Genomic DNA, 23,152 nt, shown 5'->3' on the forward strand with positions numbered 1-23,152 from the left:
TGGAAACGAAAGCGAACTTGACACTTTGGCGGATTCTTAGCGAGAATGGTTAACTGTTGTTTATGCGCTCGGATCAGGTTCCAAACAGCACAAAGGACATGGCTCAACGCCTTTCCCTGATGCGGCCTGTACGGCGATCGCTTTACGAAAATGACCTACGCAATTGTCGAAACGAGTGGAACCCAACTGCGGGTAGAGCCAGGCCGGTTCTACGACGTGAACCGCCTGGATGTGGGCGAAAACGAAAAAGTCACCCTGGATCGGGTGCTGTTTGTTGAAAACGATGGCGAAATTTCGGTGGGTCAGCCTTTGGTGGCTGGGGCAACTGTCGAAGCGACTGTCATGCGCCATCTGCGGGCCCGCAAAATCATCGTCTACAAGATGCGCCCCAAAAAGAAAACCCGCAAGAAGCAAGGCCATCGCCAAGATCTGACCCGCCTGATGATCGACGCGATTAACCTGGGCGGCGCGACTCCGGCCGCTGCAAAGAAAACAGAAGTTGTTCAGGCGACTGAGCCTGTGGAACCTGCCTCGGAACCTGCGGCAGACGACGCAGAAGCCTAGAGGGGAAGCTGGAGCGCAGTTTCTAGTTTTGAGACGTGAGTTTGTGGATTGAGTTTGTGGATTAAGTTTGTTGATTTAGAGAAGGGCAGGAATCATGGCACACAAGAAAGGGACTGGCAGCACTCGCAACGGCCGCGACTCTAATGCACAGCGCCTTGGCGTGAAGCGCTACGGTGGGCAAACCGTGACCGCAGGCAGCATCCTGGTGCGTCAGCGCGGCACCAAGGTTCACCCCGGCTTCAACGTTGGTATTGGCAGCGACGACACCCTGTTTGCGCTGATTGATGGCGTGGTGACGTTTGAGCGCAAGGGCAAGAGCCGCAAGAAGGTGAGCGTGTATCCGGCAGCGGAAACCGCGTCTGCCTAGTGTGATCAGTCGTTGAGCATCGAGTTAAGCATTGAGATAGAACTCTGGCGGGGCGATCGCCCTTGCTCGTGTTCTCCTAGCAACCTAAAAGCCTCTGAGGTCAAGCGTCTTCCTGTCGCTCATTTCCTCAGAGGCTTTTGAATTGAGGCTTTTGAATTGCAACCTAGTCCCGAATGTGGGGCGCTAATTTATGGCGTTATGGCGTTAATTTGTGGCGAGTCCGGGGCGCTAATCTGGGGCGCTAATCCATCACCATGCCGCCATCCACGTTCAGCACCTGCCCGGTGATGTAGGCGGCGGCGGGGTCAGCCGCGAGAAATCGAGTTGCACCCGCGACCTCTTCGGCCTGGCCATAGCGCCCCAGCGGAATGAACTTCAAAATATCCTCGCTGTTTAGCCCGTGGGTCATGTCGGTGGCGATGAACCCAGGGGCGATCGCATTCACGGTGATCCCACGCGGGGCCAGTTCCTTGGCGACGCTCTTGGTAAAGCCAATCACGCCTGCTTTGGCGGCGCTGTAGTTCGCCTGGCCGGGATTGCCCATCAGCCCCACGACCGAGCTAATGTTGACGATCCGCCCAGACTTTTGCTTCAGCATGATCTTGCTGGCGGCGCGGGTACAGAGAAACACGCCCGTCAGGTTCAGGTCGATGACGGCCTGCCAGTCCTCTGGCTTCATCCGCAGCAGCAGTGTGTCGCGGGTAATGCCTGCATTGTTTACCAGCACATCGACCCGCCCCCACTTCTCCATGACGGCGTTGAACAGCGCATCCACCTGATCCGCCTTCGACACATCGGCTTGCAGGGCGATCGCCTCACCGCCTGTCCCGGCAATCTCTGCCACCACTGCATCGGCCGCCCCGCTGGAACTGGCGTAGTTGACGGCGACCTTTGCGCCCTCTGCGGCCAGGGCCAGGGCGATCGCCCGTCCAATTCCCCGCGATGCGCCCGTCACGAGGGCGACCTGTCCTGCTAACCGTTGTGTTGTCATAGCCGTTTCTCGAAAATCCAGAGTTCATCTTATCCCACAGGCGTTACGCCGTTAAGACCTGCTTTCTGGGGGTTTGTCTGGATGTCGCGCAGGCTGCGCCCGCAAGACGTAATTCGTTCCAAGGCGAGTCCCGAAATCCAAGAGCGCGGGGCGGGGGCAATCCTGGCGAGAAAACCCGCCGTGCATCGCCAGAAAACCGCCCCCCGTAGTCCAAAATCCTCACTAGGATGGAGATAACAGCAGCCCCCAAGCCCTACTTAACGGAGGATGCGACAATGGCCGTCAAGAAAGCCTTTGGCAGTTTTCAAGAGATGATCGACCAGTCGGAGAAGCCCGTGCTGGTGGACTTTTATGCGACGTGGTGTGGCCCCTGCCAGATGATGGGCAAGATTCTGGAAGATGTGAACGCCCAGATGAAATCCAAGCTGCGAGTCGTGAAAATCAACACCGAAGCCTATCCAGATTTGGCCTCAAAGTATCAGGTCTACGCGCTGCCGACGCTGGTGCTGTTTAAGCAGGGGCAGCCGGTGGATCGGATTGAGGGTGTGTTGACTGCGCCACAGCTCATGCAGCGTCTTGCCGCAAAGATCTAGCCCTCGCAGCGGAGGTGGTGCAGCCGATAGCCGTCTTCCGTGCCGTCGTCTAGCACGGTGCAGTTTTGTTGCGCCAGTTCCCGAAGCAGCGCCGGACGCTGGGGAATTTCGATATTCAGCAGCCAGAGGTCGAACGGGCGGGGCTGGGGTGCGACAGCGCTGAGAAGACTGGGGGCGATCGCCGCTCTGGGGGACTCCTGGTGCGCCAGCAGAAAACGCGGTTCGGGGCCGTCGGCAAACTGCGATCGCCATGACCACGCCACGCCCATCAGCCGACCCGTTTGCCCATGCGTGCGGTGGGCGATCGCCACCAGCGCGGGAAAGCGGGTATTCTCCCGAATCCGCTGAGCCAGCAGGTCGGGCCGGTGCGTTTTTTGGAAGCCCAGGTTAGCCAGCACCGTAAGGCTACCCAACAGCCCCAGCAGGGCTACCAGAAGAATCACCCGCCGCTGCTCCCGTTGCCGCAGGGCCGCGAGTCCTCCTGCAACCAGCACCATGACCGCTGGGTAAACCACAAACTGATAGCGAAATGCCACGGTCAGGTCGCGCTGAAAGCCATAGGTGATCAGCAAAAACAGGGCGATCGCACCTAGCACCACGCCCCCCAGCAGCAGGACGGAATCAGGCGTTTTCTGAACCTGGAGCCGCAGGCCAGCCGTGAGTTTGGCAGCCGTCCACAGCGCCAGCCCCACCAGCGCTAGCACCGAGGCATAGGCGACGGTCGGCGGCTTTGCTTGGACGGGCAGCAAATAGAGCATACTGACCAGCCCGCTGAGCAATTGCCCCAGGGGAGTGAGCCACGCCAGCCCCGTGCGATCGCGCCGCACGATCCAGCGGGTTAGCTCCGATTCCTGTGTGCCCTGAATCGTTGGCAGCCATACCAACCCGCTGAGCAGCGTGCCCACTCCCACCGCCAGCACTCGCCGCCAGCCCGCATTCAGGCGAAATTTGCCCTGTCGGAGTTGGAAGAGCGCCAATCCGACCAGGGTTAACGCTTCAGCAGCAAGGGCGATCGCCACAAAATAATGCGTCGCCAGCCCCAGCCCGTTCACCAAAATCCACACGCCGCAGAGCCAGAGCGCGGGCACTTTCCCAGTTTGCAAAGCGCGAACGGTCGCCAGCAGGCAAGCCAGGGAGGCCATCACCCACAGCACGGGCAGCGTGTAGTGCCGCGCCTCCTGCGCCAGATACACGCCAAAGGGCGACACTGCCATCAGCAGGGCGGCCAGGTGGGCAGCGGGGCGATTGCGAAAGGCCAGCCAGCCCAGCCCAAAGGCAGCGGGAATCGTCAGCGTGCCGAAGAGGGCCGAGAGCGATCGCACGGCCCACAGCGAGACATACCCTCCGTCGGGGGAAAATAGCCGCAGCCAGAGGTGCGTCAGCGCAAAATACAGCGGCGGATGGTTGCTCTCGCTCAGCAGGGTTTGCACGACATCGCCCGCGCTTGCATTGGGATTGGGCACGAGCGGCTGCATCAGGTCTGATAGAGAAATCACGCGGTCTAGCGGCACGGTGCGGAAGCTGTTGCCCAGGCTAAAGACCATCGTGGAAAACTCGTCCGTCCAGGGGGCTTTGTCTGACAGGCAGGCAAACCGCAGCGCCAGCCCCAGCAGCATCCACCCCAACAGCCAGAGAAGCGATCGCCCCTGGGTGGCAAGTCGATTTCTGAACACGGCAGCAGGGCGATCGGTCACTGGGGTTTGGCAAGCAATAGCGCAAGGACATCTGCCAACCGATCATAGTCTGCGGGCGTGTTGTAAAGCTGCGCCGACAGGCGAATCAGCCGATTGGACACGCCCTGCCAGGGGATCACGGGAATTTCAATGGCGTGGTCTTCGACTAGCGCCCGGTAGAGCGAGTCGGCATCGCCCTCTGGCAGGGGCAGCGTCGCCATCGAGCCGATCATCTCGTCGGGACAGGGCAGCGCCAGCCCTAGCCGCTGGCTCAGCCGTTCTCGCGCCCACAGCGCCAGCGCCCGGTTTTGCGCCATGATGTCTGCCCAGCCGCCGGGCAGCAGCGTCGCCAGGTGCAGAATCGCCGTGCCGACGCAGAGAAACGGCGTGGGGTCGCCTGTGCCCGTCCAGTCAAATTCCAGATGAAAGAAGGGGCGATCGCGCCGGGGAGAATTGGCTCCGTGGCTAATCACCAGCGGCCGAATGCGATCGCGCCGATCTGCCCGCACATAGAGAAATGCCGCTCCCTTGGGCGCACAGAGCCACTTGTGGCAGTTGCCTGTGTAATAGGCCGCGCCCAGTTCGTTTAGCGCCAGCGGAATCATGCCAGGTGCATGGGCCCCGTCTACCAGCGTGTCGATGCCCTGATCCGCAAGCGCCCGAATCAGCGGCGAAATCGGCAACACCAGCGCCGTCTGGCTAGTCACATGGTCGATCAGCAGCAGCCGGGTCCGGTTAGAGACCTTGCCCAACACGCGCTCGACTACCTGTGCGGGGCTGCTCAGCGGAAAGGGAATGTCTGCCACCACGACCGTTGCGCCGCTCTGCTGGGCAACAAACTCTAGCGCATTGCGAGAGGCATTGTACTCGTGGTTCGTGGTCAGCAGTTCGTCGCCAGGGCGAAACGAGAGCGATCGCAGCACGGTGTTCACGCCCGTCGTGGCATTGGGCACAAAAGCTAAATCGGCGGGACTCGCCCCCACAAACGCCGCCAGCACCGCCCGCGACTCGTCTAGCAAGGGTTCGAGCGATCGCCCAAAGAACTGCACGGGCTGCGCCTCTAGCTGCTGCCGAAGCGCCTGCTGCCGCTGCTGCACGGCCAGCGGACACGCGCCAAAGGAGCCGTGGTTTAGGAATGTAAGAGCAGGGTCTAATCCCCAGACCTTTCGCCAGCCCTGACTCGACGCATCAACCACCGGAGAAGAGAGCATGGCACAGGATTCAAAAAAACTCCCCAGGCTGGATTCGAACCAGCGACCAATCGGTTAACAGCCGACCGCTCTACCACTGAGCTACTGAGGAACGCGAATCTCATATTAGCAGATCAAAACGGCCGATTGGCAAGGGCGAACCGCAGTTTTTTTGAGATTTTTTTGGAGGAGTGTTTTTGGAGCCGTTGGGAAGAAGGGAAAATAAAGAACGAAAAACGAAGAAAGAAGAACGAAAAGAGAAGCGGGAGAGATGGAGGCTTGGGGTGCTGAAAGGCAATTTAGGGCTGTTCAGGCTCTAACTCCCCAAACCGGAGCCGAGAGAGTTTTTCACGCGCCTGTGGGTCGAGGGAGTTGGCCAGGAAGCGGCCGGGCGATCGCCCCTTGGTGAACTGTCGCTGCCGCACCCGCCGCTCTGCCGCCTCCACGTCCGAAAGGAGCCGCTGGGCGGACATCAGTTCTGCGCCGTAGCCGATGACCGTCTGCTGCTGCGCCCGGTCAGAGGTGGCCACAATCAGTCGCTGCTCATATTTCCGCAGATCGTTGCGAAAGCGAGAGCAGGCCAGTTCGATATAGGTATCTGCTGTTTGCTGAAAGTCGGTGTAGCAGATGCAAAGATTTTCGGTGATAATTTCGCGGCTGCCCGGCGTGTCCTGATATTGCGCGTCGAACACGACCTGCGTGTTAAAGCCCTGAAAGGCGCTGTAGCCCACCAGCGATTCCACCAGCCCGCGCCGCGCTTCTTCTAGCCCGTGGCGATCGCGCAGTTGCCGCAGCACGTCCCAGGCTCCAATCACGTTGTAGCCATCGACGAGCAAAATTGCCTGATATACGGGGCGGCGACGGGGCATGACAGAGTGCGGAGTGCAGAGTGCGACAGTGGCGAACCAATGGCGAACGAGTGGCGAACGAGTGGCGAACCAATGACGAACAAGTGGCAAACTAATGGCGAGCGAATGGCAAACCAATGGCAAACCAGAACGCAGCGTTAAATCATTCCAAAGCCGTGATAGCCAGGTATTACCTCTTCTTATATGATGCCCGGTTTTGTTGCAATTCGTAAACCGCTGCCGCTATTTCCTAGAATCTAGAAAATCTCGACTTGCCCCTTTCCCCACTTCCCCAAACCCTGTTTTTCGATTCCTGCCCCCGTGCCTGTCGATTTCCCAAGTGACGCACTAAACTGGATGAAAGGATTCGGCAAACGACCAGTCCTGGCTTCTTCAGTCCTTGTGCTTTTCCACATATCCCCTATGGCACGTAGACCCAAGGCACCCCAGCGTCCCCCCTCTTCCCGCTATATGGATGACGAACCCAAGCGATCGCCCCTCGGCTCAGCCATTAACTACGGCACGGCCATGCTGATGGCTGCCGTGTTGATTCTGGGCATCGGGCTTGGCATTGCCTTTAGCTCGACGGCAAACTTTGGCACTGAGAACGTCGCTTCGCGGGAAGTGATCGACCGCAGCGCTCCCAATGCCGATATCTGCGTGCAATTCGGAGCCAGCGCCATCACGATGGATATGCGGGCGTTTCTGACGCTAAACCCGTTTAGCGTGTACGTGTCGCGTCCGGTGATGCAGCCCGGCTGCGTGCTGCGGAGTAGCAACTGGTCGATTTTGGAAAAGGCGAACGTGGTAAGCGCGCAGGAAGTGAATGAGTGCCGTCGCCGTCTGAATACCTTCGGCTTTACGGGCGACATTCAAAAAGGTGGCGAGAATGTGCGCGTCACCTGCATTTACCAAAACGACTCTGCCCAAAACCTGTTCCTGGATCAGTCTGGACTCACCGGCACACCGCGAGAAACCGATCGGTTCTAGGTTCGTCAGAGTCTAAGCTCGAAAGTAGCTCGAAAGTCTCTAATTCGGAGCATTGTTTGCGGGGCTGGCCGAGGGGTCAGCCCTGATTTGCAGCAAAATCAGCCCTGATTTGCAGCAAAATTTGCAGCAAAACCTGTTTTAGGTGGTGGCTTTTAGGTGGTGGCGATCGCCGGCCGGTGCTGAATCCACGGCTGGTCTTGCTCTAGCTGTGCTGCCAGGGAAATGAGCGTCACTTCGTCGGCGGGCCGCCCCACAAGCTGAACGCCGATAGGCAATCCGGTTTCGGTGAATCCCGTCGGGAGGGCAATGCCCGGTTGCCCAGTCGCGTTCAAGATGGGGCTGGGTGCAACCCAGTGGACGATGTTTTGAAACATTTTGTGGGCAGACAGGCTGGCCCATTCCCCCACGCGAATCGTGGGATGGAGAAACACGGGAAACAGGGCGGCATCGTAGGGCAACAGCGTTGCAACAATCTGGCGAGCGGCAATCTGCATTTGGTTCACTGCGGTCAGGTATTGTCCGGCACTGCGTTTGCGCGATCGCCAGTAGAGCCAGCGATTCAGCTTGCCCATCACAAACCACGGCACGCCGACATCCACGCCCGTTTGCCAGACGGCGATCAGCGGCTCCACCAGTTGATTCAGGTCAATCTGCACAGGTTCGACCGTGTGGCCCAGCGCCTCCAGCCGCTTTGCCGTGTCCAGCACAGCCTGGGTGCAGGCGGCATCGGCAGCCCCGATGGGCGAAAAGTCCGTAGTATAGCCAATCCGCAGGCGACCGGGCGATCGCCCTGCTGCGGCCAGGAAACTGGGTTCGGGGTCGGGCAGCCAGTAGGGATCGCCCACGGTGTAGCCCGCCATTACGTCCAGCAGGGCTGCGGCATCTGCCACCGTGCGGGCGATGGGGCCATCGGTAGACAGCCCGTTCATGCGATCGCCCACCGGAGCCAGCGACACCCGCCCTCGTGCTGGCTTTAGCCCCACCAGCCCGCAGCAAAACGCGGGTCCGCGAATTGAGCCGCCGCCGTCTGTGCCTTGGGCGATCGCCGCCAAACCCGCCGCCACCGAGGCCGCCGCACCGCCGCTAGAGCCGCCCGGTGTATAGTCCGGATTCCAGGGATTGCGGGCGGGTGGAAAGCCGCGTGGCTCCGTAAAGGGCGTGGAGCCAATCTCTGAGGTGGCCGTTTTGCCCAGCAGCACGAAGCCCGCCTGCCGCAGCCGCGTCACCACGCCCGCATCTTCGGCAGCGACTCGATTCTTTGCCACGCTCAACCCATAGCTACAGCACTCGCCCGCCACCGGGGTCAGATCTTTAATAGAGATAGGGACTCCCAAAAACGGCGGCAGTTCGCTGGGGTCTGCCTGGAGGAGCCGCTCGGTCTGGTCTTTTGCCGTGGCGATCGCCGCCTCGGCCATCACGGTGAAATAGCTGCCCAGCAAGGGATTGAGCCGCTCGATCCGCTCTAGGTATAGCTCTACCAATTCCAGAGGCGACACCTCGCGGCTCCGAATCAGACGGGCCTGTTCTAGGGCGGGGGTAAAGGCAAGGTCAACGGCATTCATGGGTGGCGACGTTCAGTAAGGAGCGACTTCTGATGACTCTAGCAAGGCCGCTCCCAAATTCCTGCAACAGCAGGACAGATTTTCTCATAGCCCACAATTTGCGTCTGCTGTCCCACTTGCCCTATCTGACACCTGCCCTATCTGAATTGAGCCATTGCGCTTGTTCAGATTACCCGCTCCTGATTGCCCGCTCCTGATTGCCCCGTTCTAATTGCCCGCTCCTGATTGCCCACTCACGATTCCTGTGAATACTAGACCATGCCACCCGATCGGCAACCCCTGGCAGGTCAACCCGCAGGCCATCCGTGTGCCAACTGAAGTATCGAAAATATGGCAGAAATTCAGTCCTATTACGAGCGTCTTGATCTCAAAGTTGGCGCATCCGAAGCCGACGTAAAGGCCGCCTATCGGGCCCTGGCAAAGCGCTGGCACCCCGATCAGTTTCGTGATCCTCAACAAAAGAAACAAGCCGAAGAGGAACTCAAAAAAATCAATGAAGCCTATCAAAAAATCAAGGCGTTTCTCATCGAAAATCCCTCTTCTCAAACTGAGTCAGGAGAACAGTCTCAAGAGCGAGAAAACTCAGGCCCAACCGCAAATCATTCGTCATCCAAATCCTCGTCGGCACAGACCAAAATCTACACTTCAGGGGCATCAGCCGCAGAAGCGCTTTACCAGACGGGGGCTGAGTTGACCAAGGCCGGAAAATATGAAGAGGCGATCGCCCATTTCAGCAGCGCCATCAAGCTCAATCCAGACTATGCAGAAGCCTATCGACATCGGGGCTTTGTCTATTCTTTGATGGGGTTAGAGCTAGGGGCAGAATCAGACCTGAGAAAAGCAAAAGAACTGGGGCTTACGTCCCAAAACCGTACCTCCCGGTCGGATCGAACGGCTCAATCTGAACCTGAAATTGTTTCCGAAATTCTGACTCCAGAAAACTCCAAAAGTCAAATTTGGCAGTGGGTTCATCCCCTAGAGCCACATCATGATGAAGTCACAGGGCTGCTATTTTCCCCAAATGGAAAGAGCCTGATCAGCGCTAGCAAAGACGGATCAATTCAGCTTTGGAATCCGCTAAAAGGCACCTTATTGGTTACATTAGAAACCCAATCAGCAGCGATCGCCTCGCTGGCTCTTAGCACAAATGGCGAAATTCTAGCCAGCGCTAATGCCATGCCTGAAGTCAAACTCTGGCATTTGCGGACGGGCGCTTTGCTCAAAACGCTCAGACCCAATGCAGAGGCGATCGCCGACATCACCTTTCATCCGCATCAGCCGATTCTAATCGTCGCCAGCAAAGACGGCAGCATTACCTTTTGGGATTTGCGATCGGGCAAGTTGGTGAAAGGCTTGAACTGGCAAAAACCATCCGTTTCTGCCCTCGAAATTAGCCCCGACGGACGCACCCTGGCGATCGCCAGCGGCAACGGTTCTCTGGTGCTTTGGAACCTGAGCTTGAACCGCCCGATGCGGACGCTGGATTGGCCCAGTGGCGGCATTTCAGCGATGACCTTCACGGCAGATGATTCGCGGTTAATTTTGGGCTGTCAGGATTGCACCCTGCGAATCTGGGACCGGGTGGGCGATCGCCTTGTGGCAACGCTTGCTGGCCACGAGGCCGCCGTTACGAGCATCTCGTCGGGTCATAGCCGAAACGCGGTGGCCAGTAGTGGCGATCGCACGGTTCGCCTGTGGAATGTAGAAACCAGGCAACTCCTCGCCGTGCTGGACGGGCACGAAGCCGCCGTCAACGCTGTTGATTTTCTGGAACCGCAGCGCATCCTGGCCAGCGGCAGTGCCGACGGCTCGATCCTAATCTGGCGTAGAACAGACGAGCCGTGATCCCATTGCCGCCCGCAAATTCCTCCGGCCAGGTGAGGATATCCGGAGGAGCCGTCAGGAATGTCTTCAGGTTAAAGTGAAGCTATGGGAAAGAATGCTTACCTTCTCATGGTTCAAAAAGTTCAGTGATTACTGAACATTCCAAACTGAGGGCAATTCGTGTTAAGTATCGTTAAGATCTAACGTGAGGTGGAAGCCGTTGAACCGAGAGCAGCCGTTCGAGCATACGCATTTTGTCGAAGAAGTGGGGCTGATGTTTGAACTGATTGGGCTGCCCCGCATGGCCGGGCGCATCTTTGGCTGGCTGCTGATTTCTCAACCGCCGCACCAGTCCAGTGGCGAACTGGCAGAGGTGCTGCAAGCCAGCAAGGGGTCCATTAGCTCGATGACGCGCCTGCTGATCCAGCTTGGGCTGATCGAGCGACTGCCGCTGCCGGGCGATCGCCGCGATTTCTTTCAGATCAAGCCCCACGCCTGGTCACAGCTTCATGAACAGCAGCTTGCCCGCATCGCCGCTTTCCGCAAGCTCTCCGAACGCGGCCTCGACCTGCTCAAAACCCAGCCGCCCGAATCCCAGCAGCGCCTCCGCGAAATGCACGACTACCATGCCTTTTGGGAGCAAGAGCTGCCCCGTGTGCATCAGCGCTGGATTGAGCATCGCCGAGAGATGGCGGTGGAGTGATGAAGATATCCAGATGACCAAGCAGATGACCAAAATGAGAGGACTGCTAGCCCCCTTTTAATTCTGTTTCTTATCCCCTCTGCGAATCTCTCAATCCTCCGAATCCTCCCAATTCCAACACCCCCAATCCCTAAAATGACCATGCGACTCCCTATGATCGGCAAAGTTCAGCCCAGCAATCCCTGGCTGTGGGGATTGGTGGCGGCGGGTTTGATTGGCACGGGTACGACGGCGGCGCTGGTGGCGCGACAGAGTGCGACGATTCCTGATGTGGCGACGCTGACGGTGCCCGTGAAATCGCAAGCCCTGACGGTGCGAATTACCGCCAACGGCAGGGTGCAGCCTGTGCAAACGGTGAATATCAGCCCCAAGGCGACGGGTATTTTGCGAGAACTGCTGGTGGAACAGGGCGATCGCGTCCGGGAAGGGCAGATTATTGCCCGTATGGAAAGTGAAGACGTGGCGGCGCGAATGATGCAGGCGCGGGCCCAGGTTGCCGAAGCGCAGGCCCGACTGGCGGCCGTGCGATCGGGCAATCGTCCCGAAGAAATTGCCCAGCGCCAGGCGGAAGTGGAGCGGGCCCGGGCCCAGGTGCGCGATGCCGAAACCCGCGTGCAGTTGGCGAATCAGCGGCTAGAGCGGAACCGAACGCTGGCCAGCCAGGGCGCAATTTCCCGCGATGCGCTGGATGAAGTGGTGCGTGAAGCCAACAGCGCCCGCGCCAACCTGGAGCAAACCCAGGCCAGCCTGCGGGCCGCGGAGCAGAGCCTCAATCTGTCTCGCAACGGCAGCCGCGCCGAAGACATTGCCCAGGCAGAAGCCCAGTTGGCCAGCGCCTTGGGCAATCTCCGCAGCGTAGAAGTGCAGCAAGAGGACACAGTGCTGCGGGCCCCCTTTGACGGCATTGTGACTCAGAAATATGCGACAGAGGGGGCGTTCGTCACGCCGACGACTTCGGCTTCGGACGCAACTTCCGCTACTTCGACCGCGATTGTGGCGATCGCCAGCGGGCTAGAAATCCTGGCAGATGTGCCAGAGGTAGACATCGGGCAGATTCGCCCCGGCCAAACGGTAGAAATTCGTGCCGATGCCCTGCCTAATCAGGTGTTCACGGGCGAAGTGCGGCTGGTGGCTCCGGAGGCGGTGGTGCGGCAAAACGTCACCTCCTTTCAGGTGCGGATTCGCCTGCTGACGGGGCAAGACAGGTTGCTGTCGGGCATGAACGTGGATCTGGACTTTTTGGGCGATCGCCTCGATAGCGCGGTCGTGGTTCCGACGGTGGCAATCGTCACCAAGGATGGCCAGAACGGGGTGCTGGTTCCCGGTGAGCGAAATCGACCCGAATTTCGCCCCGTCACGCTGGGCACTGCCGTCGGCAACCAGACCCAGATTCTAGACGGCATCGAACCGGGCGATCGCGTCTTTATCGATTTGCCCCCGCAGTATGCCCGCGAGTGGATGCAGCCGCAATAGGGAGGATCTATGGACTTACTCGAAAGCACCGCAATGGCGGTGAAAACCCTCAAAGCCAATAAGCTCCGCAGTGCGCTGACCATGCTGGGCATCATCATTGGGAATGCCTCGGTGATTACGATGGTGGGCGTAGGCCAGGGGGCGCAGCGCTATGCGTCCGAACAGTTTGAGTCGCTGGGGCCGAACGTGCTGTTTGTGATTCCCGGCAGTGACTCGTCTCGTCAGCGCACGCTAGAAACGCCGCGCACCCTGACGCTGGAAGATGCAGAGGCGATCGCCTCTCAGGTTCCCACGGTCGTCGGCGTTGCGCCCCAGCTACAAACCCAGCAGACCGTCACCCAAGGCAACCGCAGCACCAGCGCCCTGATCGTGGGCACGACTCCTGAATTCAGCACGGTGCGGAGCTTCCCAGTGGCGCGGGGTCGCTTCCTCACGGATATGGACGTGCAGCGGGGAAACCGCTCGGTGGCGCTGGGGGCTGACCTGGCCCGCAGCCTATTTGGCGACGCTGACCCGCTGGGGCAAACGATTCGCATTAAAAATCTCACCTTTCAGGTCGTGGGCGTGATGGAGGCTAAGGGCGCATTCTTGGGTAATAACCAGGATGACGTGGCCTATATCCCCATCACCACCATGTCGTCGCAGATTACGGGCAACTCGTCACCCTATGGTACAGAAGTCACCTTTATTTCCATCATGTCGCGGGATGAGCAGTCCATTGGTGCGGCCCAGTTTCAGGTGACGAATCTGCTTCGATTGCGCCACAGAATCGTATCTGAAGATGACTTTACGGTTCGCAGCCAAAAAGACGCGCTGGAGATTGTGGGCAATGTGACCGGGGCGCTGACCATCATGCTGGCGGCGATCGCCGGAATTTCGCTCCTCGTCGGCGGCATCGGCATCATGAACATCATGCTCGTCTCTGTCCGCGAGCGCACCCAGGAAATCGGCCTCAGAAAGGCAATCGGCGCATCCCAGCAAGACATTCTGGTGCAGTTTATGATCGAGGCAACCATCCTGGCCGTGCTGGGCGGCGTGGCGGGAACCCTAATCGGCATCGGCGGCGTGTCCCTAGCTGGTGCGCTGACCCCGCTCAAGGCGGGCGTTTCTCCCACCGCCGTTCTTCTAGCGGTGGGTGTATCGGGTGGCATTGGCCTCTTCTTCGGCGTGGTTCCCGCCCGCCAGGCCGCCAAGCTTGACCCCATTGTTGCCCTCCGCAGTGCCTAACTTGCCTAACTTAACTGCCTAACTTAACTATGCCTAACTTCGCCTAACTCGTGCTGGCTTGGTAAGTTCCGGCTCCACTGCGCCAACCCCCCACTCTTCTAAAATCCCCTTTTCCTATGCAGCCCATCATCCGCCTCGAACACATTTCCAAAGTCTACGGTTCTGGCAATACGGAAGTCCGCGCCCTGTCGGATGTGAACCTGACGATCGAAGCTGGAGAATATTGCGCGATCATGGGCCCCTCTGGTTCAGGCAAATCTACCGCAATGAACGTGATCGGCTGCCTTGATCGCCCTACGTCTGGCCGCTATTACCTGGACGGAACCGATGTGGCGGGTTTGGATGATACGGAACTGGCCCACGTCCGCAATCGCAAGATTGGCTTTGTGTTTCAACAATTCCACCTGTTGCCGCAACTCACTGCCATCGAGAACGTGATGCTGCCAATGGTCTATGCAGGCGTGCCTGTACGCGAGCGCCAGGAGCGGGCCGCCGAAGCGCTGACCCGTGTGGGTCTAGAAAACCGTATGAACAACCGCCCAAATCAGCTTTCGGGAGGACAGCAACAACGGGTGGCGATCGCCCGCGCTATTGTAAACCGTCCTGTCTTGCTGCTGGCCGACGAGCCGACGGGTGCCCTCGACTCACACACCACTCAAGAAGTGATGAATATCTTTCAGGAGCTAAATGCCAGCGGCATCACAGTGGTCATGGTGACGCATGAACCAGAGGTGGCTCGACTCACTCGCCGTGTGGTCTGGTTCCGCGACGGGCAGGTCATCCATGCCAACATGGCTCCGTCAGACATCGCTCAGGTGTCCGTTGCGCCTGTCTAAGCGGTTCTCACCTGGGGCAAAACCTGAAATTGCACCTGACAAGCACCCAGTGCAAAAAGAACAAAAAGACCTTGCGAGAATTCTCAGCAAGGTCTTGATATTTTCTAGCTTGATTGGAGGTTCAATCGGGTAGGAAATCAGCTGCGAACTAGCTGGCGGCCGACTCCCTCATCCCAGATCTAGCGACCGATGCCCACATAGCGGAAACCAGCTTTCTCAATCGCTTCTTGATCGAGATAGTTCCGTCCGTCGATCAGGATAGGGCTGTTCATCAGCGTTGCCATCTTGGTATAGTCGAGCGTCTTAAACTGGCTCCAGTCCGTCACTAGCACCAGCGCATCGCAGCCATCCGCCAGACGCTCCGGATCGGTTTCCACAATCACGTTCGACAGGCCGTGGCGCATTCCGGTCTGAGATACCAAGGGATCGTACGCTTTGACCTTTGTGCCCAAACGAGTCAAATGCTCGATGATAGTCAGCGCAGGCGCATCGCGCATGTCGTCGGTGTCAGGCTTAAAGGTCAAGCCCAGCAGGCCCACCGTCTTGCCCTTCAGAATCTTCAGCACTTGCTGGAGTTTCTCAACCGCAATCAAGCGCTGGCGGTCGTTGACGCTCACAGCAGCCTTTAGAAGCTGAGCTTCATAGCCGTAGTCATCCGCCGTGTGAACCAACGCCGCAACGTCTTTGGGGAAGCAAGAGCCGCCCCAGCCGATGCCTGCTTGCAGGAACTTGCCGCCGATGCGCGAGTCCAGACCAATGCCCTTGGCGACCTGGGTTACGTCCGCACCCACGCGATCGCAGATATTTGCCACTTCGTTGATGAAGCTAATCTTGGTTGCTAGGAATGCATTGGCAGCGTACTTCACCATCTCTGCCGAACTGAGGTCAGTCACGACCACGGGCACCGTCGGGCCAGATTTGTCTTCCGCAAACTGACGAGCCACAATCGGCGCATACAGTTCTTTCATCATCGAGATAGCGCGGGAGCTATTGCTACCCAGCACAATCCGATCTGGGTTAAAGGTGTCATACACCGCGCAACCTTCCCGCAGAAATTCGGGGTTGCTGACCACGTCGAAGGCCACATCCGGCTCTGCCACCGCCACGCCACCGCCAGCCGTAGCGACCTGACGCTCTAAAACGCCATCCATAACAATCATACGAACCCAGTCGCCGGAGCCAATCGGCACTGTGGACTTGTTCACAATCACCTTGTAGCCGCTGTTCAGGTGTGCCCCAATCCCACGCGCCACGGCTTCGACATAGCGGGTATCGCTCTCTCCAGTCGGCAGCGGAGGCGTACCCACTGCGATAAACAAAATCTCGCCATGTTCCACACCCTTGGCTAGGTCAGTGGTGAACTCAATCCTGCCTTCCTGAATGCAGGCGGTCATTAGCTCAGAGAGTCCAGGCTCGAAAATGGGCGACTGCCCGGACTTCATCAGCTTGACCTTTTCTTCGTTGTTGTCCACACAAATTACGTCATGCCCAATGTGAGACAAGCAAACACCTGTCACCAAGCCGACGTAGCCTGTACCGATAACACACACGCGCATGGGCAGTACCTCATTTATTCAACTGCTGACGATGGACAAGGGAAACGCATCTTGAACAACGAATCTCGAACAATAAAAATTCCTACAAGATGCAGTCAGAAGCGCTCCAGATCTAAAACGCCCAGGTAGGACAAGCCGTGTAGCTTATCAAAGCTACCGTGAGGCAGGATCAAAGGACTTGGCGGGGCACCCCTCTACAAGACTGGCTCGTGAACCCAGTAGGAGGCTTCAGAGATTCTGGGGAACCCTGGGCAACCAGCCCCGCTAGTGTGAGGAAACTGAGGGAACTTTAGCGACGCGATCGCCCAAACGAGTCCGAAAATCCTCAATCGTAAGCCGTAGCCCGTCCGCCAGAGGCACCGTCGGCTGCCAGCCTAGATGCGTCTTAGCACGAGTAATGTCGGGCTGACGACGACGAGGATCGTCCTGGGGCAACGGCTCAAACTTGAGGGCTACGTCAGGGTTGATCATGGATTGCACCGTTTGAGCCAGTTGCAAAATGGTGTACTCCTCAGGATTCCCCAAATTAACCGGGCCCATAAAATCACCATTCATCAGGCGAATCAGTCCGTCTACCAAGTCCGAGACATAGCAGAAGCTCCGGGTTTGCGACCCGTCACCGTAGACCGTTAGCGGCTTGCCTTGCAGGGCTTGCACCACAAGGTTGCTAACCACCCGACCGTCGTTTTCCAGCATCCGGGGGCCATAGGTATTGAAAATCCGAGCAACCCGAATTTCCACATCGTTCTGGCGATGATAGTCAAACGCCAGCGTTTCTGCGACCCGCTTTCCTTCGTCGTAGCAACTGCGAATCCCAATGGGGTTCACATTGCCGCGATATTCCTCCACCTGGGGATGAATTTCTGGGTCTCCGTAAACCTCAGAAGTGGATGCCAATAGGAATCGAGCTTTGATCCGCTTGGCCAACCCCAGCATATTTAGAGTTCCCATGACGTTGGTCTTAATCGTCTTTACGGGATTGTATTGATAGTGAACCGGGGATGCGGGGCAGGCCAGGTGATAGATCTGATCGACTTCTAGCCGGATGGGTTCGGTGATGTCGTGGCGAATCAGCTCGAAAAACGGACTATCGATCCAGCGAAGAATATTTCGCTTGTCACCTGTATAAAAGTTGTCTAAACAAATCACCTCATGCCCCTCTGCCATGAGGCGATCAATCAGGTGAGAACCAATGAATCCTGCACCACCCGTCACTAAAATTCGCATAGTTACCACCGTATGAGTGTGTACAACTCCAAACGCACTACAGGCTGTCTAAAACTAAAGTATCTGGCACATGACCCAATGTGAGGCAAGCTTCCCGGCGCGGGTCACAGTATTTTCACGGAAATGTGAAGCTAGCTAAATAAATATCGCATAGCAGAAATAAAATGATCTGCTTTTGTGGATACAACCTCTTCTTTAGCGCAACGCTCTATATCTAGGGGTACCCCAAATCCTAAGTTCGATGTGCGCTAAGAGTTCTGAAGCTGGGTCTGCGGCAAATTTGAGGATTTTAGAGGATTTGGAGGATTGATCTGTAGGAATAGGTTGGGCGATCGCCCCTAGTTTTGCCCCTAGTTTTGTCCCTAGTAAAGCCCGGAGGTTTCACAACTCCCTTTACAGACCAAACAAAAAGCGGACAGGAAACTCTGTCCGCTTTCATTAATCAAAGAATCTAGTGCCCTCACCTATTTCGACTGTTTACCCTCACGGCTAGCAGTCTGAATATAGAGAATCAGCAGGAAAACCGTTGGAACCAGAACGAACAGCAAGCTCGCAACAAACCCAAGATCATTGACAACCATAGTGCTAGACCCTCCACGCAAATCCAGAGATATAAACTCCTAAGACAACAGAATATCACCCCACCGCGTAAGCACATCAAGCCAACAGAGCTACGAAGACGCTGGAATCCTGAAGGTCTGACCCTTTGGTTACTCAGGTCTGCAACCCCTTAAGTCCGCAAACCCTATGGATTTAGACGACTTCCAGTTTCTCTGTTGAGGGATGCGTCTCCTCAGCACTGGAACCGGATACCTGCTCTTCTGCCAACACTTCCAAATCTGGCTCAGATGCTTCAGAAGATGAACCGGGTTCAGAGGATTGGGTCGCCCCCACTGCGCCATCTTCCAAATCTGCCTGAGACGGTGAACTAGGCTGATACTCCACCGTCTCACCGGGCTTGGGCTTGGTCACGACGCTGACCGGCCCGTTTACCATCGTCTGGCAGGCGAGTCGATAGCTTGCGGGTTTCTTTCTCAGCTTCTGGTCTTCAACTGGAGTCCGCGGAGAAAGGTTTTCCGCGCCTTCGACAATCTCCACGACGCAGGTGCCGCACTGACCGTAGCCTCCACAGTTCATCATTTTGCCCATGAAGGTGTAGAGGTCAATACTGTTCTCAAGCGCCTTCAGCCTCAGATTCGCTCCGTCGGCAGCAATAATCTCTTTGCTTTCTTTAACAAACTTAATATTAGCCATGTCCGATACCGTCCCTGCGTCTTACGCAATGCGCCTGTAACCAATGCTTGCGTCCCATCCAGGCCCTGGTTACACTTTTTAATACACTTTCATTTTTACAACCGGATTGTCAAACTGTCGAAGTGTCTGGCGATCGCACGTTGTCTTTCGTTGGTTCACAGGACTTTGGGCGGTTTGCCACGGATAATGGTGCTTGATTCTGGTAGGCTTACTAGTATCTTGCAGCTTAATAAAAAGGCTCAAAAAGGCGTTGAAACGTAATAGGAGGAGCGTAGTCGATGGGACTACCCTGGTATCGCGTACACACAGTGGTTCTGAATGATCCAGGACGCCTGATTGCTGTACACCTGATGCACACCGCGCTGGTTGCAGGCTGGGCCGGTTCAATGGCGTTGTACGAATTGGCGATTTACGACCCCAGCGACCCGGTTTTGAACCCCATGTGGAGACAGGGCATGTTTGTCATGCCGTTCATGGCTCGCCTGGGCGTTACTCAGTCCTGGGCAGGTTGGAGCATTACGGGTGAAACTGCGGTCAACCCTGGCTTCTGGTCATTCGAGGGTGTTGCTGCTGCCCACATCGTTCTGTCGGGACTGCTGTTCCTGGCAGCCTGCTGGCACTGGGTCTATTGGGATCTGGAGCTATTTAGAGATCCTCGGACGGGTGAGCCTGCATTGGACTTGCCCAAAATGTTCGGCATTCATCTTTTTCTTTCTGGTCTGCTTTGCTTCGGCTTTGGAGCATTTCACCTCACAGGGCTGTTTGGCCCAGGCATGTGGGTGTCCGACCCTTATGGATTGACGGGAAGCGTCCAGCCTGTTGCTCCGTCTTGGGGCCCTGAAGGCTTCAACCCGTTCAATCCGGGTGGCATCGTGGCACACCATATCGCCGCTGGTATCGTAGGCATTATTGCAGGCTTGTTCCACCTCACGGTTCGTCCGCCCGAGCGTTTGTATAAGGCGCTGCGGATGGGGAATATCGAAACGGTGCTGTCGAGCAGTATTGCAGCGGTATTCTTCGCGGCGTTCGTGGTGGCTGGCACCATGTGGTACGGCAGTGCTGCCACGCCGATTGAACTGTTTGGCCCGACTCGCTATCAGTGGGATAGCGGCTACTTCCAGCAAGAGATCAATCGTCGCGTTCAAGCGGATGTGGACGATGGTCTGACGTTGGCCGAAGCTTGGGAGAATATCCCTGAGAAGCTCGCTTTCTATGACTATGTGGGCAACAACCCGGCTAAGGGCGGTCTGTTCCGCACCGGGCCGATGAACAAGGGCGACGGTATTGCTCAGGGCTGGCTGGGACATCCTGTGTTTAAGGATGCCGCTGGGCGTGAACTGTTTGTGCGTCGGATTCCCAACTTCTTCGAGAACTTCCCGGTTATCCTGACGGATAAAGACGGCGTGGTTCGTGCAGACATTCCGTTCCGTCGGGCTGAGTCGAAATACAGCTTTGAGCAGGCTGGCGTGACGGCGACGATCTACGGCGGTGCGCTAGATGGTCAGGTGTTTGACGACCCGGCAGAGGTGAAGAAGCTTGCACGTAAGGCTCAATTGGGTGAACCCTTTGAGTTTGATCGGGAACCTCTCAAGTCTGATGGGGTGTTCCGAACCAGTCCTCGCGGTTGGTTTACCTACGGACATGCGGTGTTTGCGCTGCTGTTCTTCTTTGGTCATATCTGGCACGGCTCTCGGACGCTGTTCCGCGACGTGTTTGCGGGGATTGACCCTGATCTCTCAGAAGAGCAGGTGGAGTGGGGCTTGTTCCAGAAAGTGGGTGACAAGTCTACTCGCCGTAAGGAAGCCGTCTAGTTATCTGAATTGTGAATTGGAGGAGGGCTTGCTGACGAGTTTTGCTCTGTGAGCATTCCCTCCTTCAGGTTTGTATCTGCTGGATTCGTATCTGCTGTGCTGAGTTTTGGTCTGGTGCTACGTTTCCTTGAATAGCTTTAGGAGACTGTGTTATGGAGAGCCTGATTTACGTTTTTCTGCTAGTTTGCACGCTGGGACTGCTCTTTTTTGCGATCGCCTTCCGTGAACCGCCTCGCATCACCCGCGACAAGGATTAGTTTTACGGATTAATTTTGCGCTTGCAACTTTGCGGTTGCAACTTTTCGCTTGCAACAATGCAAAATCGGCCGTCGAATGGGGTTCCTGCTGGGGACGACTTCGGCGGCTAATTTTATAGGCTAATTTTATGGGCAGCTTTTTTACGCAGCTTTTTCACGCAGCCCATTCTCTTTGGGTGTGGAGCGGGTGTGGAGCGCTTAGCACGCCCAGTCCTAATTCACCAGCGATTGGGGCTTGACCGGGGATTGCCCTGAAGATTGCTCTGAGTGGGCGATCGCCGCCTGCACAAACCCTCGAAATAGCGGGTGAGGCGCGTTTGGACGCGACTGAAATTCGGGGTGAAACTGGCTAGCGATGAAAAACGGATGGCTGGGTAGCTCGATAATTTCCACCAAGCGACCGTCGGGAGAAGTGCCGCTAATCATATAGCCCGTTTCTAAAAACAGCGTGCGATAGGCATTGTTGAACTCATAGCGGTGGCGATGGCGCTCGTAGACCACCTCTTCGCCATAGAGCCGCTCGGCCAGCGTGTTGGGTTGCAGCCGACAGGGATATAGCCCCAAGCGCATCGTGCCGCCCAGATCCACCACATCCTGCTGTTCGGGCAACAGGTTAATGACGGGGTTGCGGGTCTGCGGGTCAAACTCGGAGCTATTGGCATGTTCCATGCCGGCCACATGCCGCGCCCACTCGATCACCGAACACTGCATCCCCAAACACAGCCCCAGAAACGGAATCTGGCGATCGCGCACGTATTGGATGGCGGTAATCTTGCCGTCGATGCCGCGGCTGCCAAAACCGCCGGGCACGACAACCCCGTGGATGCCTTGGAGTTGCTCGGCTACCGTCAGTGGCTCGATGTCTTCGGAGTTGATCCAGCGAATCCGCAGGTCGCCGCCCGTAGCCAACGACGCATGGCGCAGCGCCTCCACCACCGACAAATAAGCGTCGTTCAGCCGCACATACTTGCCTACGATGGCGATTTCCAGCGGACAGCCGGGGCGATGCAGCCGCTCTACCAGTTCTTCCCACTGGCGGAGGTCAGGGTCTCGCTGCTCCAGTTGCAGCAGGTCGAGTGCTTGGTGTGCCAGGCCTTCTTTTTCCAGCGTCAGGGGCACTTCGTAAATGCTGCTGGCATCCTGTGACGTGATCACGCATTCCACAGGCACATCGCAAAATTCCGACAGCTTTTCTTTAATTCCCTTCGGCAGGGGGCGATCGCACCGACAGACGAGAATATCTGGCTGAATCCCAATCGAGCGCAGTTCTTTGACCGAGTGCTGCGTCGGCTTGGTTTTCATTTCGCCAGCCGAAGCAATCCACGGCACCAGCGTCACATGCATATACAGCACATTGCGCCGCCCCACAGCTTTGCGAAACTGGCGAATCGCCTCCAGAAACGGCAGCGACTCGATATCGCCCACCGTGCCCCCAATTTCTGTGATCACCACGTCAGGGTGGGTGTTGGTGGCAACGCGCAAGATGCGTTCCTTAATTTCGTTGGTGATGTGGGGAATCACCTGCACCGTGCCGCCCTGATAGTCTCCCCGCCGCTCTTTGTTCAGCACGGCTTGATAAATCGACCCAGTGGTGACGCTGTTCAACCGCGACATGGAAGTGTCGGTGAAGCGCTCATAGTGTCCTAGGTCGAGGTCGGTTTCTGCGCCGTCTTCCGTCACGAAGACTTCCCCGTGCTGAAACGGACTCATTGTGCCGGGATCGACATTGATGTAGGGGTCAAGTTTCAGGATTGAGACGGAGTAATCGCGCGACTTGAGCAGTCGCCCCAGGCTAGATGCCACAATGCCTTTACCGATGCTGGAAACAACACCGCCCGTTACAAATACAAACTTTGTCATAGGTGGGGAGAGAGCGTGGGGGAAAGATCGAGAAAACTGGAAAGCTGAGGGCGATCGCCAGACTGCCAATTTGACCGAATCCATTCTGACACAAGCTGCCCCCTTCAATTCGCTCTGAGCCGTTCCCCAGACGCTATAAACCAATCCCCTAAAACAAACGGCGCATCTCATCGAGATGCGCCGCGCCAGAAACGTTAATAAAGAACTGTTCCAAAGAGCATCGCCGAGCAGCAATGCGTTAATCCTTAGTGCGTCAATCCTTCAGGAACGCCATTTCAGGTTGTGTCATGAGATTTTGGCCAACCTATGGGGCGATCGCCCTGTGCAGCTTTGCCTGCGTTTTGGG

At 57.2% G+C, this 23,152-nt stretch carries 20 protein-coding genes, 1 tRNA gene and 1 pseudogene; 11 read left to right on the forward strand and 11 right to left on the reverse strand.

The genetic code is table 11. The features are described 5' to 3' along the window. The first annotated feature begins 150 nt into the window (after positions 1-150). The gene (gene rplU, locus HNI00_RS21250; protein ID WP_316789280.1) at positions 151-564 is read left to right on the forward strand and encodes a 50S ribosomal protein L21; all 414 of its coding nucleotides are present in this window, start codon (positions 151-153) and stop codon (positions 562-564) included. A gap of 94 nt (positions 565-658) precedes the next feature. After that, positions 659-931 (forward strand): 50S ribosomal protein L27, encoded by a 273-nt coding sequence (gene rpmA / locus HNI00_RS21255; RefSeq protein WP_205370756.1) that lies wholly within the window; start codon positions 659-661, stop codon positions 929-931. A 241-nt stretch (positions 932-1,172) separates the two neighbouring features. On the opposite strand, the gene fabG is transcribed toward rpmA, so the two are convergent. Beyond that, on the reverse strand, positions 1,173-1,922 hold the full coding sequence (gene fabG, locus HNI00_RS21260; protein WP_316789282.1) for a 3-oxoacyl-[acyl-carrier-protein] reductase: 750 nt from the start codon (positions 1,920-1,922) through the stop codon (positions 1,173-1,175). A 275-nt stretch (positions 1,923-2,197) separates the two neighbouring features. On the opposite strand from fabG, the gene trxA reads away from it, so the two are divergent. Further along, on the forward strand, positions 2,198-2,515 hold the full coding sequence (trxA, locus tag HNI00_RS21265) for a thioredoxin (protein WP_277773940.1): 318 nt from the start codon (positions 2,198-2,200) through the stop codon (positions 2,513-2,515). Here trxA and HNI00_RS21270 read toward each other — a convergent pair. From HNI00_RS21270 to HNI00_RS21285, 4 genes are all read right to left on the reverse strand, one after another. Further along, positions 2,512-4,209: a glycosyltransferase family 39 protein gene (locus HNI00_RS21270; protein WP_316789286.1), complete on the reverse strand. Its 1,698-nt coding sequence runs from the start codon at positions 4,207-4,209 to the stop codon at positions 2,512-2,514. The genes trxA and HNI00_RS21270 overlap by 4 nt on opposite strands. Further along, positions 4,206-5,399: an aminotransferase class V-fold PLP-dependent enzyme gene (locus tag HNI00_RS21275; protein ID WP_316789288.1), complete on the reverse strand. Its 1,194-nt coding sequence runs from the start codon at positions 5,397-5,399 to the stop codon at positions 4,206-4,208. The genes HNI00_RS21270 and HNI00_RS21275 overlap by 4 nt, the downstream gene beginning before the upstream one ends. 19 nt (positions 5,400-5,418) lie before the next feature. After that, a tRNA-Asn gene (locus HNI00_RS21280) sits at positions 5,419-5,490 on the reverse strand. Positions 5,491-5,677: 187 nt separating this feature from the next. Then, positions 5,678-6,247, reverse strand: coding sequence for an NYN domain-containing protein (locus HNI00_RS21285; RefSeq protein WP_316789290.1), 570 nt, complete (start codon positions 6,245-6,247; stop codon positions 5,678-5,680). 402 nt (positions 6,248-6,649) lie between these two features. On the opposite strand from HNI00_RS21285, the gene HNI00_RS21290 reads away from it, so the two are divergent. Further along, a complete protein-coding gene (locus HNI00_RS21290; protein WP_316789292.1) occupies positions 6,650-7,216 on the forward strand; it encodes a DUF3172 domain-containing protein in 567 nt (188 codons plus the stop codon). A 152-nt stretch (positions 7,217-7,368) separates the two neighbouring features. Here the strand turns inward: HNI00_RS21290 and HNI00_RS21295 are convergent, their stop codons facing one another. Then, positions 7,369-8,778 (reverse strand): amidase, encoded by a 1,410-nt coding sequence (locus tag HNI00_RS21295; RefSeq protein WP_316789293.1) that lies wholly within the window; start codon positions 8,776-8,778, stop codon positions 7,369-7,371. Positions 8,779-9,108: 330 nt separating this feature from the next. Between HNI00_RS21295 and HNI00_RS21300 the strand changes: the two genes are divergently transcribed. From HNI00_RS21300 to HNI00_RS21320, 5 genes are all read left to right on the forward strand, one after another. Beyond that, on the forward strand, positions 9,109-10,623 hold the full coding sequence (locus HNI00_RS21300) for a WD40 domain-containing protein (protein ID WP_316789295.1): 1,515 nt from the start codon (positions 9,109-9,111) through the stop codon (positions 10,621-10,623). A gap of 184 nt (positions 10,624-10,807) precedes the next feature. Next, on the forward strand, positions 10,808-11,305 hold the full coding sequence (locus HNI00_RS21305) for a GbsR/MarR family transcriptional regulator (protein WP_197673197.1): 498 nt from the start codon (positions 10,808-10,810) through the stop codon (positions 11,303-11,305). Between the two features lie 141 nt (positions 11,306-11,446). After that, entirely contained in the window at positions 11,447-12,778 is a 1,332-nt protein-coding gene (locus HNI00_RS21310) for an efflux RND transporter periplasmic adaptor subunit (protein ID WP_316789299.1), read from the forward strand. A 9-nt stretch (positions 12,779-12,787) separates the two neighbouring features. Further along, positions 12,788-14,005 carry an ABC transporter permease gene (locus HNI00_RS21315; RefSeq protein WP_316789301.1) on the forward strand — a complete coding sequence of 406 codons (1,218 nt, stop codon included), beginning with the start codon at positions 12,788-12,790 and terminating at the stop codon, positions 14,003-14,005. Positions 14,006-14,121: 116 nt separating this feature from the next. Beyond that, positions 14,122-14,841: an ABC transporter ATP-binding protein gene (locus HNI00_RS21320; RefSeq protein ID WP_316789303.1), complete on the forward strand. Its 720-nt coding sequence runs from the start codon at positions 14,122-14,124 to the stop codon at positions 14,839-14,841. A gap of 179 nt (positions 14,842-15,020) precedes the next feature. Here the strand turns inward: HNI00_RS21320 and HNI00_RS21325 are convergent, their stop codons facing one another. The 4 genes and pseudogenes from HNI00_RS21325 to HNI00_RS22250 all read right to left on the reverse strand — a co-directional run. After that, on the reverse strand, positions 15,021-16,397 hold the full coding sequence (locus HNI00_RS21325; protein ID WP_172357621.1) for a UDP-glucose dehydrogenase family protein: 1,377 nt from the start codon (positions 16,395-16,397) through the stop codon (positions 15,021-15,023). A 264-nt stretch (positions 16,398-16,661) separates the two neighbouring features. Beyond that, the gene (locus tag HNI00_RS21330; protein ID WP_316789306.1) at positions 16,662-17,624 is read right to left on the reverse strand and encodes a UDP-glucuronic acid decarboxylase family protein; all 963 of its coding nucleotides are present in this window, start codon (positions 17,622-17,624) and stop codon (positions 16,662-16,664) included. 464 nt (positions 17,625-18,088) lie between these two features. Beyond that, complete coding sequence (gene psbM, locus HNI00_RS21335) at positions 18,089-18,205, reverse strand: photosystem II reaction center protein PsbM (RefSeq protein ID WP_068511535.1); 117 nt, start codon at positions 18,203-18,205, stop codon at positions 18,089-18,091. Between the two features lie 379 nt (positions 18,206-18,584). Further along, a pseudogene (locus HNI00_RS22250) lies at positions 18,585-18,878 on the reverse strand (2Fe-2S iron-sulfur cluster-binding protein); the annotation flags it as partial. A gap of 278 nt (positions 18,879-19,156) precedes the next feature. On the opposite strand from HNI00_RS22250, the gene psbB reads away from it, so the two are divergent. Together psbB and HNI00_RS21350 are read left to right on the forward strand one after the other, a co-directional pair. Next, on the forward strand, positions 19,157-20,689 hold the full coding sequence (gene psbB / locus HNI00_RS21345) for a photosystem II chlorophyll-binding protein CP47 (RefSeq protein ID WP_172357619.1): 1,533 nt from the start codon (positions 19,157-19,159) through the stop codon (positions 20,687-20,689). Between the two features lie 152 nt (positions 20,690-20,841). Further along, positions 20,842-20,946 carry a photosystem II reaction center protein T gene (locus tag HNI00_RS21350; RefSeq protein ID WP_172357618.1) on the forward strand — a complete coding sequence of 35 codons (105 nt, stop codon included), beginning with the start codon at positions 20,842-20,844 and terminating at the stop codon, positions 20,944-20,946. Positions 20,947-21,159: 213 nt separating this feature from the next. Here HNI00_RS21350 and HNI00_RS21355 read toward each other — a convergent pair whose 3' ends face one another. Further along, positions 21,160-22,806 (reverse strand): CTP synthase, encoded by a 1,647-nt coding sequence (locus tag HNI00_RS21355; protein ID WP_172357617.1) that lies wholly within the window; start codon positions 22,804-22,806, stop codon positions 21,160-21,162. Positions 22,807-23,152: the final 346 nt, after the last annotated feature.

The sequence above is a fragment of the Thermoleptolyngbya oregonensis NK1-22 genome, from assembly GCF_032705245.1.
Classification (GTDB): Bacteria; Cyanobacteriota; Cyanobacteriia; order Elainellales; family Elainellaceae; genus Thermoleptolyngbya; species Thermoleptolyngbya sichuanensis.

Coding starts and splice junctions, on each gene's coding strand:
- HNI00_RS21300 (WP_316789295.1), top strand. CDS start 9,109: ATGGCAGAAATTCAGTCCTATTACGAGCGTCTTGATCTCAAAGTTGGC.
- HNI00_RS21330 (WP_316789306.1), bottom strand. CDS start 17,624: ATGCGAATTTTAGTGACGGGTGGTGCAGGATTCATTGGTTCTCACCTG.
- HNI00_RS21315 (WP_316789301.1), top strand. CDS start 12,788: ATGGACTTACTCGAAAGCACCGCAATGGCGGTGAAAACCCTCAAAGCC.
- HNI00_RS21325 (WP_172357621.1), bottom strand. CDS start 16,397: ATGCGCGTGTGTGTTATCGGTACAGGCTACGTCGGCTTGGTGACAGGT.
- rplU (WP_316789280.1), top strand. CDS start 151: ATGACCTACGCAATTGTCGAAACGAGTGGAACCCAACTGCGGGTAGAG.
- HNI00_RS21275 (WP_316789288.1), bottom strand. CDS start 5,399: ATGCTCTCTTCTCCGGTGGTTGATGCGTCGAGTCAGGGCTGGCGAAAG.
- rpmA (WP_205370756.1), top strand. CDS start 659: ATGGCACACAAGAAAGGGACTGGCAGCACTCGCAACGGCCGCGACTCT.
- HNI00_RS21290 (WP_316789292.1), top strand. CDS start 6,650: ATGGCACGTAGACCCAAGGCACCCCAGCGTCCCCCCTCTTCCCGCTAT.
- psbB (WP_172357619.1), top strand. CDS start 19,157: ATGGGACTACCCTGGTATCGCGTACACACAGTGGTTCTGAATGATCCA.
- psbM (WP_068511535.1), bottom strand. CDS start 18,205: ATGGTTGTCAATGATCTTGGGTTTGTTGCGAGCTTGCTGTTCGTTCTG.
- HNI00_RS21355 (WP_172357617.1), bottom strand. CDS start 22,806: ATGACAAAGTTTGTATTTGTAACGGGCGGTGTTGTTTCCAGCATCGGT.
- HNI00_RS21350 (WP_172357618.1), top strand. CDS start 20,842: ATGGAGAGCCTGATTTACGTTTTTCTGCTAGTTTGCACGCTGGGACTG.
- HNI00_RS21310 (WP_316789299.1), top strand. CDS start 11,447: ATGCGACTCCCTATGATCGGCAAAGTTCAGCCCAGCAATCCCTGGCTG.
- HNI00_RS21320 (WP_316789303.1), top strand. CDS start 14,122: ATGCAGCCCATCATCCGCCTCGAACACATTTCCAAAGTCTACGGTTCT.
- HNI00_RS21295 (WP_316789293.1), bottom strand. CDS start 8,778: ATGAATGCCGTTGACCTTGCCTTTACCCCCGCCCTAGAACAGGCCCGT.
- trxA (WP_277773940.1), top strand. CDS start 2,198: ATGGCCGTCAAGAAAGCCTTTGGCAGTTTTCAAGAGATGATCGACCAG.
- fabG (WP_316789282.1), bottom strand. CDS start 1,922: ATGACAACACAACGGTTAGCAGGACAGGTCGCCCTCGTGACGGGCGCA.
- HNI00_RS21285 (WP_316789290.1), bottom strand. CDS start 6,247: ATGCCCCGTCGCCGCCCCGTATATCAGGCAATTTTGCTCGTCGATGGC.